This is a genomic window from Zavarzinia sp. (genome assembly GCF_041650655.1).
In the GTDB taxonomy this organism is placed as follows: domain Bacteria; phylum Pseudomonadota; class Alphaproteobacteria; order Zavarziniales; family Zavarziniaceae; genus Zavarzinia.
Map to the genome: position 1 here is coordinate 1 of NZ_JBAZKR010000049.1, position 19,333 is coordinate 19,333.

Sequence of the window (19,333 nt, forward strand, 5' to 3'; positions counted from 1 at the left end):
GACCGCGCCAGCGTGCTGATGGACGAGAACCTGGATGCGCTGCGCCGCTTCGACCCGACGGGGGCCCAGCTCGGCCTGCTGCGCTTCATGGTCGCCTTCTTCGCCCATCGCCACGACGAGGCGCTGCTCCTCGGCCGGCAATGGCTGGAGAGCGAGCCGGCCGGTGGCACGGCCTTCGATCGTGCCTCGGTCTGGCTCGGTATGGCGCTGTGCTACCGGGCGCTGCTCGACATGGCCAACGCCAGCCGCTGCCTCGAACGCGGCCGGCAGGAGATCACCAGTTCGCCGACCGACTACGGCCTCGCCTGGATGGCGACCCTAGGCGCCCATTTCATGCTGGTCCAGGGCCGGCCGGCGGCGGCCGCGCGCGAGATCGAGGCCATGTTGGGTGAACATCCGCCGAGCGACATCATGCGTGGCACGGCCGAGCTGGTGCTGGCCGAAGCCTATTACGAGCAGGGCGAGCTCGACCAGGCACGTCAGCTCATCCGGCGAAGCCTGCCCACCATCGCGCTGCACGGCAGTATCGACGTCGCCTTCTCCGGCTGGCGGGTGGCGACCCGGCTCGCCCTGCTCGATCAGGGGGCGGGGGCGGCGCTCGACCTGCTGCGCGGTGTGGAGCCCCTGTCGATCCGCCGCTTCGGCCTGTCGGCCTTGAAGCAGCTCCGCCTGCTCAAGGCCGAGATCATCCTCGACCTCGATCCCGAAGTGCGGCGCGGCCTCGATGTCGCCGACACCGGGGACGAGCGCCTGCCCGAGGCCGACACGCCCGAGACCGCGGAATGGCTGCGCCTGCTGGGCGCCAAGCGGAATCTCGTCTCCGGACACCCGCGGCGGGCCATCGCCGACGTGTTGCCGGTGCTGGCGGCGGCCCGGGCAGGCGGGCGGCTGCGCCGCTGGGTCCAGGCCGCCTGCGTCAAGGCGGCGGCCCATCAGGCCGACGGCGAGCCGACCTTCGCCCTGCGCGGCCTGACCGAGGCGATCGAGGAGGCGGCGAGCCACGGCCTGGAACGCGCCATCCTCGACCAGAAGGCGGTGCTGCGCCCGCTCATCCCCGGCCTCGCCCATTACATGAAGGCGGCCCAGGGCACGCTGCCGCCCGCGGTGGCGCGCCTGGCGGAACGGCTGACCGGCACCTTCTCCGCCGGCGTCGCGGAGGAAGACGACGAGGATGCCGACCAATCGGTCGCCGTCGGCCTCAGCAAGAAGGAATACCGGGTCCTCACCATGGTCTCGCAGGGCATGACCAACGGGCAGATCACCGAGCGCCTGTTCGTCTCCCTGCCGACGGTGAAATGGCACCTCCGCAACATCTTCGAGAAACTCGACGTGCGGACGCGGACGGCGGCGGTGGCCAAGGCCCGCTCCCTCGGCATGCTTCAGTGAGACGAACCGTCAGGAACTATCCTTTCGACCGGTGAGCGATACGCCCCTCCCGTTACCTTCGACCGTGGTGGATGAGAAATCTCCAACACAGAAGAAGTCCTCGGGAGGAGCATGATGGACAACCTCAAGATTCCGGTCGAACTGGCGGCACAAATCTACAATCCGGCGACTTTCGGTGACCGCAACAGGGTCAACGAGATTTTCAAGATCCTGCGGCGGGACTATCCGCTCTCGATCGCCGAGGTGCCCGGCTACGATCCGCATTGGATCGTCACCAAATATGACGACATCCGCGAAATCACCCGCCAGGACGAGCTGTTCCTGAGCTCGGTGCGCTCCAAGACGCTCGCCTCGCAGCATGCCGAACAGCTCATGCGCGACTATACCGGCGGCCTGCCGCACATCTTCCGCACCCTGGTGCATATGGACGAGCCGGAACACACCGAGTATCGCAACGTCACGGCGGCCCATTTCATGCCCCAGGCGGTCGCCAAGCTCGAACCCAAGGTGCGCGAGATCGCCAAGCGTTACGCCGACCGCCTGGCCGGCATGGCGCCGCATTGCGACTTCGCCTGGGATCTCGCCTTCTACTACCCGCTCGAAGTGATCCTGAGCGTCGTCGGCATCCCGGAGAAGGACCACGAGAAGATGCTGCGCCTGACGCAGTGGCTCTTCACCTATGCCGATCCCGAACTGAAGCGGCCGGGATCGAACGTGACCGACCCGGGCGAGATCATCAAGACCTGGGACCTCGTCTATGCCGAGTTCAAGGACTATTACGACAAGGTGATCGCCGACCGCCGCGCCCACCCGCGCGACGACATCGCATCCGTGATCGCCAATGGCCAGGTGCGCGGCTGCCCGATGGAGAACCGGGCCGCCATCTCCTATTTCGCCATCGCCTCGACCGCAGGCCACGACACCACCTCGGCCACCACGGGCATGGCGATGTGGAAACTGGCCGAGGAACCCGGCCTGTTGCAGCGGCTCAAGGACAATCCGAAGCTGATCGCCGGCTTCGTCGAGGAATCGATCCGCTGGGCGACGCCGATCCAGCAGTTCGTCCGTTCGGCCAAGGAGGACTATGTCCTGCGCGGCCGGCAGATCAAGAAGGGCGACCTGCTCTATCTCTCCTACATCTCGGGCAACCGCGACGAGGACGCCTTCGAGGATCCCTTCACCTTCAAGCCGGATCGTTCGCCGAACCGCCACATCGGCTTCGGCTACGGCACCCATATCTGCCTGGGTCAGCACTTGGCGCGGCTCGAGATGCGCTGCTTCTGGGAAGAGGTCATTCCGCGTCTCAAGCACCTCGAGATGGGCGGCGAGGGGCGCATGACCGAATCCGAACTGGTCTGCGGGCCGAAGCACGTGCCGATCACCTTCGAGATGGCGGCCTGAGGCGGGCATGGCCGAGGAACCCTACAAAGTCTGGCAATGCGGGGTGTGCGGCGAGCTTTACGACGAAGCCGCCGGCCTGCCCGAGGCGGGCATCGCCCCCGGCACCCGCCTGGCCGACCTGCCGGAGGACTGGATGTGTCCGGCCTGCGGCAGCTCAAAGGCCGATTTCGTGCCTTACGACGCCTGAAAAACCAATAACGACGGCGAGGCCGGCCCGGGAGACGGGGCCGGCCTTCGCTCATGGAGGAGAACGCCATGGCGGAATTCGACTATATCATCGTCGGCGCCGGCAGCGCCGGCTGCGTGCTGGCCAACCGCCTGTCGGCGGATCCGGCCAACCGCGTCTTGCTGATCGAGGCGGGCGGACGCGACCGCAACCCGCTGATCCACATGCCCGCGGGCGTGATCAAGCTGCTCGGCGCCCGGCGCGGCAACTGGTACTACCACACCGAACCCCAGGCCCATATGGCCGGGCGTTCGCTCTACTGGCCGCGCGGCAAGGTGCTCGGCGGCTCGTCCTCGATTAACGGCATGATCTACATCCGGGGCCACGCCCGGGATTACGACCATTGGCGCCAGCTCGGCCTGAAGGGCTGGGGCTATGCCGACGTGCTGCCCTATTTCAAGCGGAGCGAAGGCAATGCGGCGGTGGCGGACGACTTCCACGGTACCGATGGCCCGCTCGGCGTCAGCGACGCACCGGGGCAAAACCCCCTGTTCGACGCCTTCGTTGCGGCCGGGGTCCAGGCCGGTTACCAGCACACGGGCGATTTCAACGGTGTCCAGCAGGAGGGTTTCGGGCGCTATCAGTTGACCGTGCGGAATGCCAGGCGTTGCAGCGCGGCGGTCGCCTATCTGCGCCCGGCACTCGCGCGGGGCAACCTGGCCGTCACGGTCGACACGCTGGCGACCCGCATCCTGTTCGAGGGGCGGCGGGCGGTCGGGGTCGAGACCCTGCGCGGCGGGCGAAAACATACCTTCGGCGCGAAGCGCGAGGTGATCCTGGCCGGCGGGGTGATCAATTCGCCCCAGCTCCTGATGCTGTCGGGGATCGGCCCGGCCGCGGAACTGCGCCGTCATGGCATCGAAGTCCTGGCCGAGCTGCCCGGCGTCGGCCAGAACCTGCAGGATCACCTGGACGCCACGGTGATCGCCCGGAGCCTGTTGCCGGTCACCCTGCACAGCCAGACCAAGCCGCTGACCCAAGCCCTGACCGGGCTCCGCTACCTTCTGTTCAAGAGCGGGCCCGGTTGTTCCAACGGGGTCGAGACCGGCGCCTTCCTGAAGACCCGGCCGGGACTGGAAGTCCCCGATCTCCAGCTTCATTTCGTCGCCGCCGTACTGCAGGACCATGGCCGCACGAAGTCGCCCGGCCACGGCTTCACCGTGCACCTGTGCCAGCTCCGGCCGGAAAGCCGGGGCCATATCGCGCTCCGCTCGGCCGATCCCACCGCCGCGCCCCTGATCCAGCCGAACTATCTGTCGAGCGAGGTCGATCGCCGGACCATGAGAGACGGCGTTCGCCTGGTGCGCGACGTGCTGCGCCAGGAGGTCCTGCGCCCCTATCTGGGCGCCGAGATCGAGCCCGGTCGCGCGGTCGAGAGCGACGCCGAGCTGGACAGTTGGATCCGCTCCCGCGCCGAGACGATCTATCACCCGGTCGGCACCGCGCGCATGGGCACGGATTCGATGGCGGTCGTGGACGAGCGCTGCCGCGTACACGGCATCGGCGGACTCCGCGTGGTCGACGCCTCGGTCATGCCGACCCTGGTCGGCGGCAACACCAACGCGCCGACCATCATGATCGGCGAGAAAATCGCCGACGACATCCTGGGCCTGCCCCCGCTGCCGGCGGAAGCGCCCCCCGTGGCCGAGGACTGGGGGCATCCGCGCGCGGTCGGTCTCTGAGGACGGGAGGCCCCGGAAAAACCAGCCTAACGGTCAGTCGGGGCCGCACCGCCATCCACTAGCGTTGCAACGGATCGGCGAAACAGCCGACGTCATGACAAGAATTTGATGAGGGGGAGGAATGGTGAAGACTTCTCTGGCCCTGGCGGGCCTGCTGGCATCGCTTGCCATCTGCACACCGGCGCTGGCCAAGGTGACCCAGGCCGAGGCCGACCGGCTCGGCAAGGACTTGACGCCCATGGGCGGCGTCAAGGCGGGTAATGCAGATGGTTCCATTCCGGCCTGGAACGGCGGCATCACCTCGCCGCCTGCCGGCTATTCGCCGGGCATGCACTACCCCGATCCCTTCGCAGCCGACAAGCCGCTGTTCACCATCACGGGGCAGAACGCGGAACAATACAAGGCCAAGCTGACCGTGGGCCAGCTCGCCATGCTGAAGCTCTATCCGAGCTACAAGCTGGTCGTCTATCCGACCCGGCGTTCCTGCTCGCTGCCCGAGAGGGTCTACGAGGCGGGGCGCAAGAACGCCGTCACGGCGACCATGACCGAGGACCAGAACGGCTTGAACGACGCCCTGCTCGGCGTGCCCTTTCCGATTCCGAAGTCGGGGGTGGAGGCGATCTGGAACCACCGGCTTCGCTACCGCGGCTTCAAGTTCAGGCGCTATTTCGGCTCCGCCGCGGTCAATCGCGACGGCAGCTTCCTGATGTTCAAGAGCCAGGACGAAGGCATGATCCACTATTCGGGTCCCGGCCTCGCGACTATCGGCGACGTCACCGACATCAAGCAGCTCAACAATATCGCGATTTCCTACCTGAACATCACGACTGCGCCGACCAGGCTCGCCGGCTCGATCATCCTGGCGCTCGACACCATCAACGCCAAGGAACTGCCGCGGCAGGCCTGGCAGTACAACCCGGGCACCAGGCGCGTGCTGCGCGCCCCCGAACTCGCCTACGACAACCCGCTGTTCAATACGGACGGCCTCGCCACCACCGATCAGTTCGATGTCTACAATGGGGCGACCGACCGTTACAGCTTCGCCCTGAAACCGGCCGAGGAAAAATACATCGGCTATAACGCCTATGAATACATGTCCGATAAGCACTCCTACAAGGAGCTGCTGACCGCGAGCCACTTGAATGCAGACCTCGGGCGTTACGAGCTGCATCGCACCGTGGTGGTCGACGCCACGCTGAAGGAAGGCACCCGCCACGTCTACGGCCGGCGCACCTTCTATATCGACGAGGATAGCTGGAACATCGCCACGGTCGACCTCTACGACACCCGCGGCCAGCTCTGGCGGGTGCAGGACGACCCGGTCGCCAACTACTACGACATCCCGCTCTGCTCCTCAGCGCTGGAAGCGACCTACGACCTGCAATCCGGCCGCTACGTCGTCTTCGGCCTGAAGAACGAGGAGAAGATGCTGAACTGGAACGTCCAGGATATCGACCCGTCGATGTTCACGCCGGACGCGATCCGCCGGCTCGGCACCAACTGACCGCCTGGGGGCGCTCTCAGGGAAGCGGAAGAGGCGTGCCGGTTTCCGGACGGCACGGCTGCTAAAGGGGGAAACAATGGAAGGCATCGACAAGGCCGGCCCGCCTCGGGCCGGCGAACGGCGGACCCTTGGCCGTCGCTACTGGCTGGCGACCACGGCGCTCTGCCTCCTGGGGGTGGCGACCACCGCTTCGGCCTATGATTTCGAGCTGGGCGAGGAAGTGACAGGATCGATCACGGTCTCGCTCACGACGGGGGCGCAGATGCGCATGGCCGACCGCGACCCGCGCAACTACGGCTACTATTACGGTGGCGCGCTGCCGCCCGCGGGCAACGACGACGGCAATTTCAACTTCGACAAATACGACCTGATCAGCCAGGTCTCCAACGCCCGCGCCGAACTGAAGCTGAAGTGGCAGAACTTCGTCTTCTACGCCCGCGGCGCGGGCTTCTTCGACTCGGTCGCGGCCAACAACCACCTGGCCGATTTCGACCCCGAGGAACGGCCCTTCACCAGCGGCCGCTACACGCCGAGCGCCAAGAAGAAGGCGGCCTGGGGCGCCAAGCTGCTGGACTTCTATGTCCGCGGCAGTTTCGACGTGGGCGACCGGCCGCTGACCGTCACCCTCGGCAACCAGATCCTGAACTGGGGCGAGGCGCTGTTCACCATCAACGGCATCGCCGTGGTCAATCCGATCGACGTCGCCAGGATCCGCGTGCCGGGCGCCGAGCTGAAGGATGCGCTGATCCCGGTGCCCATGATCTCGGCCAATTACGAGATCGCCGACGGGCTCTCGGTCGAGGCCTTCTACCAGTTCGATTTCGAGCCCTTCAAGCTCGACGCCTGCGGCAGCTTTTTCTCCTTCACCGATAATCTGTGCGACGGCGTCAAATACGCCCAGCCCTTCACCGATCCCTTCGACCCGCGCGCCTATACGACCCAGAGCGGGCTCCGCCCCGGCGATTACGACGATCCGAACCGGCAGATTCTCTCGGTCAATCCGCCGCTCAACCTGAAGGACGATCCGGATGTTCACGACTGGGGCGTGTCGCTGCGCTATTTTTCGCCCGAGCTGAACAATACGGAGTTCCAGCTCTACTACATCAACTACACCTCGCGCCTGCCGTCGCTGATGGCCCATGCGCCGGCGCAGTTCGCCCCCGGTACCGGCCAGGTGAACCTGGGCGCGCTGCCGGTGCCGCTGGTCGACGGGCTGCTGAACAACCTGGGCGTCGACCAGTTGGGCGCCCTGACCTCGGCCCTCTCGGGCCTGCTCGGCGGGCCGGTCACCGATATCGTCGGCGCCCTGACCAATCCGCTGTCGAGCGCGCTGATCCAGCCGCCCTTCGGCACCTCGCCGCGTTCGACCGTGTTGCAGAACCTGGAGAACAGCCCGGTCGACATTTATTATCCGACCGGCCTGCAACTGATCGGCTTCGCCTTCAACACGACCTTCGATCCACTCGCGGTCGCCATCAACGCCGAGATCAGTTGGAAGCACGACGCGCCGATCTGGATTTCCGAACCGGCCTTCCTGGCGAGCTACTACAACATGAACGGCGGCGTGCCGGTCAGCCAGGCGACCACGGCGCCGACGCCGATCTGCGTCGGCTCGCTCTGCGTGCCGAACCCCGGCATCGCCCCCCAGCTCGAGCCGAGCTTCCGCAAGGGCCAGGACACCTACGAACCGAACCGCACCCTGACCCTGGATGAGCGCCACAACGTCTGGCAGGCGGCGGTGCGCTTCATGAAGATCATGGGCGGCTCCGATTTCGTGACCCGGCTCCTGGGCGCCAACCAGCTCTTCGGCCTGGTCGAATTCGGTGCGCTCTATATCGATCTCGATCCCAACACCCAATACGCCGCCTATGGCCAGAACAGTTTCGAGGGCTTCTTCACCCGGCCGCTCAACATCGGCCCTGTCGGCTTGGCTGGGCCGATCGATGCGACCTCGCTCGGCGCGCCCTTCGGCTCGTCGCACAAGCTGCCCAGCCAATGGTCGGGCGGCGTGCAGGGGATCTTCTTCTGGGATTATCCGAACATCCTGGACGGCGTCACCATGACCCCCTCGATCGGCTTCGCCCACGGCCTGTTCGGCACGACACCGGCACCCAACCCCGGCTTCGTGAAGAGCCTGACCTCGGTGAACTTCGGCTTGCGCTTCGACTACCTGGATCACTGGTCGATGAACATCAACTATTTCAAGAGCTGGGGGGCGGGCAACGGCGGCTCCAACGGCGCCTCGCGCAACCCCTATCTCGATCGCGACTTCGTCGGCGTCAGCGTCTCCTATTCCTTCTAGGACGCTCTTTCCTCGCGTATCCGGCACCGATACCCTCCGCCGGTACGCCACTCGTCCCCGGGGCGCCATCGCTCTCCTCGGCGCCCCGGGGCTTTTTTTTGAAGACGGCGACAACAAGAACACAAGAACAAGGGAGGACGAGATGACCGACTTCATCGCCATGACGATCGACGGCCGCGCCGCCGAAGCACCGAACCGCCTCGAGGTGCGCAACCCGGCCGATGGCCAGGTCTTCGCCGCGGTGCCCGACGCCGGCGCCGCCGAACTGGACCTCGCCATTCAGGCAGCGACGCGTGCGCTGCCGGCCTGGCGGGCGAAACCCTGGGCCGAGCGCCAGGCCCTGGTCGCCCGCATCGGCGAGACGATTTCCACTCATGCCGAGGAATTGATCCGCCTCTTGACCCGCGAACAGGGCAAGCCGACCGAACAGGCCCGCTTCGAGGTCCTGGGCGCCGCGCAATGGTGCGCCGCTGTCGCCACGATGGTGGAGCCGATCGAGGTGATCGAGGACACGGCGGCCCACCGGGTCGAGACCCGGCATGTGCCGATCGGCGTGGTCGGGGCGATCTCGCCGTGGAATTTCCCGGTCATGCTGTCGATTTGGAAGATCGCGCCGGCCATCCTGGCGGGCAATACGATGGTGTTGAAGCCGTCTCCCTTCACGCCGCTCGCGGTGCTCCGCCTGGGCGAACTGCTGCGCGACGTGCTGCCGCCGGGCGTCGTCAATGTGATCACCGGGGGCGATGCCCTCGGCCCGCTGATGACCGGCCACCCGGGTTTCGGCAAGATCAGTTTCACCGGCTCGACCGCCACGGGGCGCCGTGTGATGGCGAGTGCGGCCCCCACCCTGAAGCGGGTCACCCTCGAACTCGGCGGCAACGATCCGGCCGTCGTCTTTCCCGACGTCGATGTGCGGACGACGGCCGAGCAGCTCTTCTGGTCGGCCTTCACCAATTCGGGCCAGGTCTGCGTCGCGACCAAGCGCGCCTATGTCCATGACGAGATCTACGACGACATGCTGAACGCCCTGGCCGAAGTCGCCGCGGCGGTCCGCATGGGCGACGGAAGAGAGCAGGGCTCGGTCCTGGGGCCGGTGCAGAACAAGCCGCAATACGACCGCGTGCGCGCCTTGATCGAGGACAGCCGGCAGAACGGCCACCGTGTCATCGAGGCGGGTGCCGCGCCCGAGGGCGAAGGCTATTTCATCCCGGTCACCCTGGTCGACAATCCGCCGGAAGACGCCCGCATCGTGCAGGAGGAACAGTTCGGCCCGGTCCTGCCGCTGCTCCGCTTCACGGACGAGGAGGATGTCATCGCCCGCGCCAATGCCACCGAATACGGTCTCGCCGCCACCGTCTGGACGGCGGACGAGGCGCGTGCCCGGCGCCTGGCCGACCGGATCGAGGCCGGCAGCGTGTGGATCAACGAAGCCCTCGCGATCTCGCCCTTCGCCGCCTTCGGCGGGCACAAGCAGTCGGGCGTCGGGGTCGAGAACGGGCTGGGTGGCCTGCTCGAATTCACCAACCCGAAGACGGTGACGATGAAGCGCGCCTGATACGCGCGGTCAGGCCAGGATCTTCAGGGTCCTGGCCTTGGCCACCGCATCCTCGCGTGAGACGGCGCCGAGCTTGGCGTAGACATTCTTCAGGTGCCATTTGATCGTCCCGGGCGAGACGTTGAGCGCCCGGGCGATCGTCTTGACCGAAAGGGCACGGTCGAGCAGCTGTACGATCTCCCGCTCCTTGGGCGACAGGGCGGCGGCCGGGACCGCGACGGGCGGCGGGTGGCGGTTGCCCAGGCTGTCGTCGAGCAGGCGGCATTCCTCCGGCTTGAGGTCGGGCAGGGCGCGCAGGCGGGCGGCCAGATCGGTCGCCGGCGCCCCGCCGTCGAGGAAGAGCCGGTACATGCCGCAATGTTCCGCCGTCATCAGAAGCCCGCGGCCGAGGCGGAGCGCCGCCACCTCGTCGCCCAGGGCGAGATGGGCGGCCGCGGCCATCATCGTCTGGCGCGCGGCGAGGAAGAGGCGGCCGCGCCGGCGCAGCTCGTCGGCCAGGGGACCTGCGGCGTCGACGACCTGCTGCCAGTCGCATTCTGCGGTGGCGGCGTCGACCGCGGCGATCGCGGCGGCGAGTCCGATCTCGGCCAGCGTGCCGGTGGCGCCGGCATGGCGCGCCGCCATCCGGCGCAGGCGGCGCAGCGCTTCCCGCATCGCCGTCATGCCGGCGGCACGGCGGCCCAGAAGGCGGACGCGCTCGGCCAGGCTCCAGGCCGCCAGGCGGTCCCAGCCTTCGTCCTGGGCGAGGCGCTCCATCCCGTCGAGGGTGGCCAGCGCCCGCTCGCGGTCGCCTTGCAGGGCATGGAGCCGCGCCTTGGTGCGGAGCGCATGGAGGGCGACGTCCGGCCCCGCCGTGCTGTCGCCGGATTCGGCGAAGAGGTCGAGATCGTCTTCCGCCGCCTCGAGGTCGTTCAACTGGTAGTCGGCCTCGGCCCGATAGGCGGCGAGATGGCCGGCCGAATATTCGGCCAGCTGTTCTTCGCGGGCGAGGTCGCGGAGCGAGCGCGAAAGCATGTCGCGCGCCTGCACGAAATCGCCCTGGACCAGAAAACTGTGGCCGCCCACGCCTTCGAGCCAGGGGCGGGAGCGGGCGCCGTGGCGGCGGCGCAGGGCCGCCTGGCAATCGGCGGCGATGTCGCGCGCCCGTTCGTGCTGGCCGGCGCCGATCAGCGCCATGCCGCCGACCGCGCCCAGCATCAGGAGGCCGAAACCGTCGACCGCGGGCGGGGCGTCCAGCACCGGGGCGAGCAGGGCCATGGCGGCGGCGGTATCGTCGCGCATCACATGGTCGAGGGCGCGGAGCAGGCGGAGTTCGAAGTCGACTTCCGGCCGGGCTGCCGCGGGGTGGGCCTCGATCGCCGCGATGGTGGCGGCGACGTCGCCGTGCCGGCGCGCGCTGACTTCGGACCAGCCGATCGAGAGGAGGACGTCGATCCGCTCCGTCCGCGCCGCCGCCGGCAGGTCGGCGGCCCAGCGCAGCAGGGGCAGGAACTGCCCGGCATAGAGCAGGGGCCGCGCCGCCCCGCCGATGAGGGCGGCCATGCGCGAGGTGTCGCCGGCATGGCGGGCGTGGCGAAGCGCCTCGGTGGTCAGGCCCTGGGCCTCGAACCACAGGCTGGCGCGGCGGTTGATCGCGGCCAGGTCCGGCGCGGGCAGGGCACGCAGGCGCTGGCGCAGGAAGGCGGCGAAGATCCGGTGGAAGCGGAACCAGGGCAGGGCTTCGCCACTGTCGATCGGCACGACGAAGGATTGCTGGGCCGCTAGCGTCTCGACCAGGGCCGAAGCCTCGGTGCCGCCGCAGATCGCATCGCAGAGCGCCGGGGTGAAGCGGCGGCAGGCCGAGAGACGCACCAGGATCGCGATCTGCTCGGGCTCCAACACGCTGCCGAAGGCGTCGGCGACCACGCCGGTCATGCCGTCGTCCCCGGCGGGGGCGGCGAGGCCGCGCAGGTGGTGCAGCACGCTGTCGGTCTCGCGCCCCTTGCGGAGCGCCAGGGCGGCGAGCTGGGTGCCGGCGACCCAGCCTTCGGTCAATCCGTACAGGCGCCGGGCCTGGCTGGCGCTCAGCCGGCCGACGCCGAGCGTGTCGAGGAAGGTCGCCTGTTCCTCGACCGAGAGGCGGAGCTCGTCGAAGCTGACGTCGGTCACCTGGTCGCGGCTGCGCAACAGGCCGAGGTCGAGGGGCGGTGCCGTGCGCGCCGTGATCGCCAGGTGGAAGTTGCCCGGCAGGTGGCGCAGCAATTGCTGGAGCATGGCGAAGGGCTGCCGCGCCCGCAGGACGTGAAGGTCCTCCAGCACCATGACGATCGGCCGGACATGGGCGAAGGCGGCATTGACGACCTGGGCGACGAAACGGTCCGCCGTCTCGAAGCCTTCGGACTGCAGGGCCTGGGCCAGCGCCGGGCCGACGTCGACCCCGGCGGCTTCGAGGGCGGCGAACCAATAGGCCGCCCATTGGCCCTCGTCGTCGTCTTCACCCACGTTGTACCAGGCGACTTCGGCCCCGGCCGCGATCAGGCGCTGGCGCCACAGCGCCGCCAGGGTGGTCTTGCCGCTGCCGGCGGGCCCCAGGATCAGGGTCACCATGCGATCGCGCCGGGCCTGGAGCTGGTCGAGCAGGCGCTCCCGCCCGAGGGCGGCAGAGCCCAGCCGGGGCGGCGCGATCTTGGTCCGGATCAGCGAGGACGCCGGGCTCATCGCGGGCCAGTCAAAGCGCGCGGGCGATGATGTCCTTCATCACCTCGTTGGCGCCGCCATAGATCTTCTGGATGCGGGCGTCGGCATAGAGGCGGGCGATCGGATATTCCATCATGTAGCCGTAGCCGCCGAACAATTGCAGGCATTCGTCGACCACCCTGCATTGCTGTTCCGTGGTCCACCACTTGGCCATATAGGCGGCCTGGTCGTCCAGCGTGCCGTCCACCAGGCGCTGGATGCAGTCGTTCACGAAGCTGCGCACGACATGGGCGATGGTGGCCACTTCGGCCAGGCGGAAACGGGTGTTCTGCAGGTCGTAGAGCGTGGCGCCGAACATCTGGCGTGCCTTGGCATGGGCCAGCGTGTGTTCGAGGGCGAGTTCGATCGCCGCCGCCGCCGGCACGGCGAGCAGCATCCGTTCGTAGGGCAATTGGCTCATCAGATGGGCGAAGCCCCGGCCCTCGGTCCCCCCCAGCAGATTCTCGGCCGGCACGCGGACGCCGTCGAAGAAGAGTTCGGCGGTATCGGAAGCATGCTGGCCCAGTTTCTCCAGCCGGCGGCCGACGCGGAAGCCGGGCAGATCCTTGGTCTCCAGCACGAGGAGGGAAATCCCCTTGCCGCCGCCCTCGCCGGTACGGCAGGCGACGACCAGGAGATGGGCGGTCGAGCCGCTGGTGATGAAGGTCTTGGCGCCGTCGATCACGTAAGAGTCGCCGTCGCGCCGCGCCCGCGTCCTGAGTGTCTTCAGGTCGGAGCCGCAGCCGGGCTCGGTCAGGGCGATGCCGGCGAGAAATTCGCCCGAGACCAGCTTGGGCAGCCAGCGCCGCTTCTGTTCCTCGGTGCCATAGTCGAGGATGTAATGCGAGGCGATCGAATGGACGCCCAGCGTGGCAGGAATCTCGGCCTTGGAGAGCTCGTCCTGGACGACGAGCTGATAGGCGATGCTGGCGTCAGAGCCGCCGTATTCTGCGGGCATTTCCGGCAGCACGAAGCCGAGCGCGCCGAAGCGGTGCCAGACGTCGGTCGGGATATGGCCCTGGCGGCGCCAGCCCTCGACCTCGGGCGCCATTTCGGCCTGGACGTAGCGACGCACCTGGTCGCGGAAGGCTTCGATCTCTTCGTCCATCCAGGGGTGGCGGTGGAGGCGCGGCATCATCGCAGTCATCTCAGGCCACCTGACTCTTGCGGTCTTTCCAGAAGGGGGCGCGCAACGCGGTCTTCAGCACCTTGCCGGCGCCGGAGACGGGCAAAGCGTCGACGAAATCGACGCTGCGCGGGCATTTGTAGCCGGCGATCCGCTCCTTGCAGAAGAGGATCAGCTCCTGGTCGGTCAGGACTGCGCCGGATTTCAGCACGACGACGGCATGGACGCTCTCGCCCCATTCGGCGGAGGGGATGCCGATCACGGCGCAGGTAGCGACCGCGGGATGCTGGGCGACGGTATTCTCGACCTCGGCGGAATAGACGTTCTCGCCGCCCGAGATGATCATGTCCTTCACCCGGTCGACCACGAAGATGAAGCCGTCGTCGTCCATATAGGCGCCGTCGCCGGTGTGCATCCAGCCGTCCCGCACCGTCTGGGCCGTGAGGTCGGGCATGTTCCAATAGCCCTGCATCACGTTGGGCCCGCGCACGGTCACCTCGCCCACCGTGCCGTGCGGCACCTCGCGGTCCTGGGCATTCACGATGCGGACTTCGGTGCAGAAGCTGGCCCGCCCGGCCGAGCGGAGCTTGCCGCGCTTCCGCCCCTCTGGGGTGTGATACTCGGCCGGGCAGATGGTGGCCAATGGCGACAGTTCGGTCATGCCATAGGCCTGGATGAAGTCGACGCCGGGCAGCACCGCCATGGCGCGGTCGAGGACCGCTTCCGAAATCGGCGAAGCGCCATAGACGATGCAGCGCAGGCTGGAAAGGTCGCGGCCCTGGCGCATCACCGGATGGTCGACCAGCATCTGGATCATGGTCGGCACCAGCAGGACATGGGTGACGCGGTCGCGTTCGATCGCCTCGACCACGGCTTCCGGGCTGAAGGAGCCGATGAAACTCTGGGTGTTGCCGCGCACCCATTGGACGCCGGACATACCGATGTCGGCGACATGGAACATGGGGGCGGCGTGGAGATAGACACTGCCCTCCGGCGCCAGGCCCTCGGCCAGCAGGGAGAGCAGCGAGGCATACATGCCCTTGTGGCCGATCATCACGCCCTTCGGACGTCCTGTCGTGCCGCCGGTATAGAACAGGCCGAGCAGGTCGTCGCCCCGGCGCACGGCGTCGGGCACCGGCTGGGCCCCGGCGATCAGGTCTTCGTAGCCGAGCATGCCGTCCGGCGTCAGGCCGTCGCCGCAATGGATCACGGTCAGCGGCGCCACACTGTCGGCCCTTAGCTTCTGCGCGACCGGCAGATAGGCGTCGTCCACCAGGAGGAGGCGCGAGCCCGAATCCTCCAGCGAATAGAGGATCTCGGCCGCCGACCAGCGGATGTTGCAGGGGTTGATCACCCCGCCCCCCCAGGGCACCGCGATCATATACTCGAAGTAACGATCGGAGTTCAGCGCCAGCATGGCCACGCGGTCGCCCGGCGCCATGCCGAGGCATTGCAGCGCGCCGGCGAGCCTGGCCACGCGGTCGGCGAGCGAGCGGAAGGTCTGGCTGCGCCGGCCGCAGCGCAGCGCCACTTTGTCCGGGTGCTGCTGGACCGCACGGTGGAGGGGCTGGGTGATATACATGTCCTCAGATCCCGGTGAGGCCGCCGGAGCAAATCAGGGTCTGGCCGCTGACATAGTCGCTCTCGGGGATGCAGAACAGGTAGACGGCACCCGCCGCCTCGTCCGGCGTACCGCCGCGGCCGAGCGGGATCGAGCGTTCCATCATGGCGAGCAGGTCGGGGTTGACGCCCACCTTGATCTCGCGCCCCTCGATGTTGGCGGTCGCATTGGCGTCGGCGCTGGCCTCGGTGAGGCGGGTCTTGATGAAACCATAGGCGACGCAGTTGACCGTAGTGTTCATGCGCCCCCATTCCTTGGCCAGCGTCATGGTCATGCCGGTGATGCCGGCCTTGGCGGTCGAATAATTGGCCTGGCCCGCATTGCCGAACAGGCCGGCGACCGAGGAGATGTTGACCACCTTGCGCACGACGCGCCGGCCGGCTTCGGCATCGGCCTTGGCCTGGGCGCGGATCACCGGCTGCACCGCGCGCAGGATGCGGAAGGGGGCGGTCAGGTGGACGTCGAGCATGGCGTACCACTGCTCGTCGGTCATCTTCTGGATGACGTTGTCCCAGGTGTAACCAGCATTGTTCACCACGATGTCGACCGCCTTGAAGTGCTGCACGGCGGTGCCGACGAAGCGTTCGGCGAAATCGGGCGCGGTCACGCTACCCAGGCAGGCGACAGCCTCGCCGCCCATGGCCTTGACCGCCTCGACCACTTCCATGGCGGGATCGGCGTCGAGGTCGTTGACCACCACGCGGGCCCCTTCGGAGGCGAGTTTCAGGGCGATGGCGCGGCCGATGCCGCGGCCCGAGCCGGTGACGAGGGCGACCTTGCCGTCGAGTTTCTTGGACATTTTCCGATCTCCCTCAGCCGATCGCGACCAGGGCTTCGCCCACGATCTTCACCTGGCCGTATTGATTGGTATTGGCGAGCGCGATCGTCGCGCAGCGCTCGCCGTTCACCTCGGCGATCGCGGTGACCTTGCCGGTCACGGTGATCGCATTGCCGAGGTGGGTGATGCCCTGGAAGCGGGCGTCGAACTTGCGCAGCTTCGCCTGCGGCGCCCAGCGGGTGAGCAGGCGGCCCATCCAGGCCATGCCCAGCATGCCGTGGGCGAAGATGTCCGGCATGCCGGCCTTCCTGGCGAAATCGATGTCGATATGGATCGGGTTGTGATCGCCCGAGGCGCCGCCGAACAGGAACAGCATGGTGCGGTCGACCGGCGGCAGGGCGAGGGGAGGCAGTTCCTGGCCGACCGCGATCTTGGTTTCGGTGCTCATGGGATGTCCTCAGTTCCGGCAGACCAGGGTCGAGCGCAGCTCGGCTACCAGGTCGCCGTTCTGGTTGCGGGCTTCCGACTGCTTGACGACGAATTCGAGGGCACCGCCCTTCTTGTCGTAGATGTCGGCGATCTTCGAGACCACGGTGATCACATCGCCGGCGCAGGCGGGCCTCAGATAGGTGAAGCTCTGCTCGCCGTGCAGGAGCTTGGCGAGCGGGATCTTCAGATCCTCGAGGGTCTGCATCACGGCACCACTGTCCATTTCCGCCGCGAAGAGGAAGGTGGGCGGGGCGGGCAGGTCGGCATAACCGGCGGCCTTGGCCGCCTCGACCTCGGTATAGACCGGGTCGGTCTCGCCGATCGCCTTGGCGAAGAAGCGAAGCCGCCCGCGGTCCAGGGCCAGTTCGGACGGGGCCGAGACATGGCCGATCCATTTTCTGTCGATCATGGCGCCTCAGACCCTTTCGTAGAGGGTGACGACGCAGGCGCCGCCGAGGCCGAGGTTGTGCTGCAACGCCACGCGGGCGCCCTCGACCTGGCGCTTGTCCGCGGTGCCGCGGAGCTGCTGCACCAGCTCGGTGCATTGTGCGAGGCCGGTGGCGCCCAGGGGATGGCCCTTGGACAGGAGCCCGCCCGAGGGGTTGGTGACATAGCGGCCGCCATAGGTGTTGTCGCCCTCGTCGACGAATTTCTGCGCGCCGCCGATCGGACAGAGGCCGATCGCCTCATAGGTGATCAGCTCGTTGTGGGCGAAGCAGTCGTGCAGCTCGACCACGTCGACATCCTCGGGGCCGATGCCGGCGGCCTCATAGACCTGACGCGCGGCTTCCCGGGCCATGGAGAAGCCGACCACTTCGCGCATGTCGTGGGCTTCGAAAGTTTTCGGCGTATCGGTGGTCATGGCCTGGGCGCCGATCCGGACAGAGGCATCGATGCCGTGCTTCTTGGCGAAATCTTCCGAACACAGAATGGCGGCGGCGGCACCGCAGGTCGGCGGGCAGGCCATCAGCTTGGTCATGACGCCCGGCCACATCACGGTCGAGGCCAGCACGTCTTCCGTCGTCACCACGTTGCGGAACAGGGACATCGGGTTGTTGGCGGCGTGGCGGCTGGCCTTGGCGCGGATCTTGGCGAAGGTTTCGAGCGGCGTGCCGAATTCCTGCATATGGGCGAGGCCGGCGCCGCCGAAATAACGAAGGGCCAGCGGGATCTCGGCATGGCCGACGATCTCGTCGGTCGCGACGTCGAAGGGTTCGAAGGGGCTCGGCCGGTCGTGGAACATGGCGCCGAGCGCGCCCGGGTTCATCTGCTCGAAGCCGAGGGCCAGGGCGCAGTCGACCGCGCCGCTCTCGACCGCCTGGCGGGCCAGGAACAGGGCCGACGAGCCGGTCGAGCAATTGTTGTTCACGTTGAAGACCGGGATCCCGGTCATGCCGTAACCATAGAGGGCACGCTGGCCGGCGGTCGAGTCGCCGTAGACATAGCCGGCATAGGCCTGTTTGACCGCGCCGTAGTCGAGGCCGGCATCGGCGAAGGCGGCGGCCAGGGCGGCGGCGGCCATCTCGGGATAGGGCTTGTTGACGCCCGGCTTGACGAAGGGAATCATGCCGACACCGGCGACGACGACCTTGCTCATGGCTTGCTCCTGGTTTGTTTCCTCGGGCGCCTTCTGGCGCGACGTCGGGACCTTATCGGGTGGGGATCGGTGCCGCCCCTCCCCGTTGGGGAGGGGAAGGGGGGTCAACGGCGCTTGCGGAAGGCGGCGACGGCCTCGGCATGGTCCCGTGTGCCGAGCGCGATCACCTGCGAGCGCATCTCGAGCGCCAGATGGCTGCGGAAACCGGCCGAATCCATGCTGGCGTTCAGCAACTCCTTGGTCATGCGCACGCCCAGCAGGGGCTGGGCGGCGATCTCGCGGGCGAGGTTCAGCGCTGCTTCCAGGGGATCGGGCTCGACCGCCGCGGCGAAACCCTGGGCCAGCGCTTCCTCGGTCGAGAGGCTGCCGTTCGTGAAGAACAGGCGGGCCGCCCGCCCGGGTCCGATCAGCCGCGGCAGCCGCCAAGAGAGGCCGAGGTCGCCGGCACTGGCGCCGAGCTTGTGGAAGGGCGCGTCGAAACGGGCGGCCGGGCCGCAGATCCGGAGGTCCGCCGCCGCGGCGAGGGCAAAGCCGGCGCCGACCGCGACGCCCTGCACGGCGGCGATCACCGGCTGTTCCGCCTCGGTCACCGCCAGGATCATGTCGGGACCGGCGCGGAGCGCCCTGTAGTGGACATGGACGGGATCGCCCACCTCCGGCGCCAGGCCCTCGACCAGGTCCATCCCGGCCGAAAAGGCGCGGCCAGCGCCGGCCAGCACGATGACGCGGCAGGCTTCCTGCGCCCCGGTCCAGGCCAGCGCGTGGCGGATGTCGTTCATCATCGCCAGGGTGAGCGCGTTCATCCGCTCCGGCCGGTTCAGCAGGATGCGGCCGACACCGTCCCCGTCCAGGCTCGCCTCGACCGCGCCAAAAGACTGCCGTAGATCCACGTTCCCGCCCCGTCGCCGATTTCTTCTCTCCGCGTCTTAGCGGATCGGGGCTGTGGCTCCG

General features: G+C 67.8%; 15 protein-coding genes. 7 read left to right on the forward strand and 8 right to left on the reverse strand.

Annotation, left to right across the window (positions count from 1 at the left end):
• The 7 genes from WC493_RS12670 to WC493_RS12700 form a co-directional block, all read left to right on the forward strand.
• Positions 1-1,386 (forward strand): LuxR C-terminal-related transcriptional regulator (locus WC493_RS12670; RefSeq protein WP_373065888.1); only part of this gene is annotated, 1,386 nt, incomplete at its 5' end.
• A gap of 114 nt (positions 1,387-1,500) precedes the next feature.
• Entirely contained in the window at positions 1,501-2,787 is a 1,287-nt protein-coding gene (locus tag WC493_RS12675; RefSeq protein ID WP_373065889.1) for a cytochrome P450, read from the forward strand.
• A 7-nt stretch (positions 2,788-2,794) separates the two neighbouring features.
• On the forward strand, positions 2,795-2,974 hold the full coding sequence (locus WC493_RS12680) for a rubredoxin (protein WP_373065890.1): 180 nt from the start codon (positions 2,795-2,797) through the stop codon (positions 2,972-2,974).
• 68 nt (positions 2,975-3,042) lie between these two features.
• Complete coding sequence (locus WC493_RS12685) at positions 3,043-4,695, forward strand: choline dehydrogenase (protein WP_373065891.1); 1,653 nt, start codon at positions 3,043-3,045, stop codon at positions 4,693-4,695.
• Between the two features lie 121 nt (positions 4,696-4,816).
• Positions 4,817-6,199 (forward strand): DUF1329 domain-containing protein, encoded by a 1,383-nt coding sequence (locus WC493_RS12690; protein ID WP_373065892.1) that lies wholly within the window; start codon positions 4,817-4,819, stop codon positions 6,197-6,199.
• A gap of 76 nt (positions 6,200-6,275) precedes the next feature.
• The gene (locus WC493_RS12695) at positions 6,276-8,501 is read left to right on the forward strand and encodes a DUF1302 family protein (protein ID WP_373065893.1); all 2,226 of its coding nucleotides are present in this window, start codon (positions 6,276-6,278) and stop codon (positions 8,499-8,501) included.
• 142 nt (positions 8,502-8,643) lie between these two features.
• On the forward strand, positions 8,644-10,056 hold the full coding sequence (locus WC493_RS12700) for an aldehyde dehydrogenase family protein (protein WP_373065894.1): 1,413 nt from the start codon (positions 8,644-8,646) through the stop codon (positions 10,054-10,056).
• A 9-nt stretch (positions 10,057-10,065) separates the two neighbouring features.
• Here the strand turns inward: WC493_RS12700 and WC493_RS12705 are convergent, their stop codons facing one another.
• The 8 genes from WC493_RS12705 to WC493_RS12740 all read right to left on the reverse strand — a co-directional run bounded on the left by WC493_RS12705 (position 10,066) and on the right by WC493_RS12740 (position 19,272).
• A complete protein-coding gene (locus WC493_RS12705; RefSeq protein WP_373065895.1) occupies positions 10,066-12,753 on the reverse strand; it encodes a LuxR C-terminal-related transcriptional regulator in 2,688 nt (895 codons plus the stop codon).
• A 10-nt stretch (positions 12,754-12,763) separates the two neighbouring features.
• On the reverse strand, positions 12,764-13,918 hold the full coding sequence (locus WC493_RS12710) for an acyl-CoA dehydrogenase family protein (protein ID WP_373065896.1): 1,155 nt from the start codon (positions 13,916-13,918) through the stop codon (positions 12,764-12,766).
• A gap of 1 nt (position 13,919) precedes the next feature.
• Positions 13,920-15,479, reverse strand: a complete 1,560-nt coding sequence (locus tag WC493_RS12715; RefSeq protein WP_373065897.1) for a long-chain fatty acid--CoA ligase — start codon at positions 15,477-15,479, stop codon at positions 13,920-13,922.
• Between the two features lie 4 nt (positions 15,480-15,483).
• Complete coding sequence (locus WC493_RS12720) at positions 15,484-16,317, reverse strand: SDR family NAD(P)-dependent oxidoreductase (RefSeq protein ID WP_373065898.1); 834 nt, start codon at positions 16,315-16,317, stop codon at positions 15,484-15,486.
• A 13-nt stretch (positions 16,318-16,330) separates the two neighbouring features.
• Entirely contained in the window at positions 16,331-16,744 is a 414-nt protein-coding gene (locus WC493_RS12725) for a MaoC family dehydratase (protein ID WP_373065899.1), read from the reverse strand.
• Between the two features lie 9 nt (positions 16,745-16,753).
• Complete coding sequence (locus tag WC493_RS12730) at positions 16,754-17,194, reverse strand: MaoC family dehydratase N-terminal domain-containing protein (RefSeq protein WP_373065900.1); 441 nt, start codon at positions 17,192-17,194, stop codon at positions 16,754-16,756.
• A gap of 6 nt (positions 17,195-17,200) precedes the next feature.
• A complete protein-coding gene (locus tag WC493_RS12735) occupies positions 17,201-18,382 on the reverse strand; it encodes a lipid-transfer protein (protein ID WP_373065901.1) in 1,182 nt (393 codons plus the stop codon).
• Positions 18,383-18,486: 104 nt separating this feature from the next.
• Complete coding sequence (locus WC493_RS12740) at positions 18,487-19,272, reverse strand: enoyl-CoA hydratase/isomerase family protein (protein ID WP_373065902.1); 786 nt, start codon at positions 19,270-19,272, stop codon at positions 18,487-18,489.
• Positions 19,273-19,333: the final 61 nt, after the last annotated feature.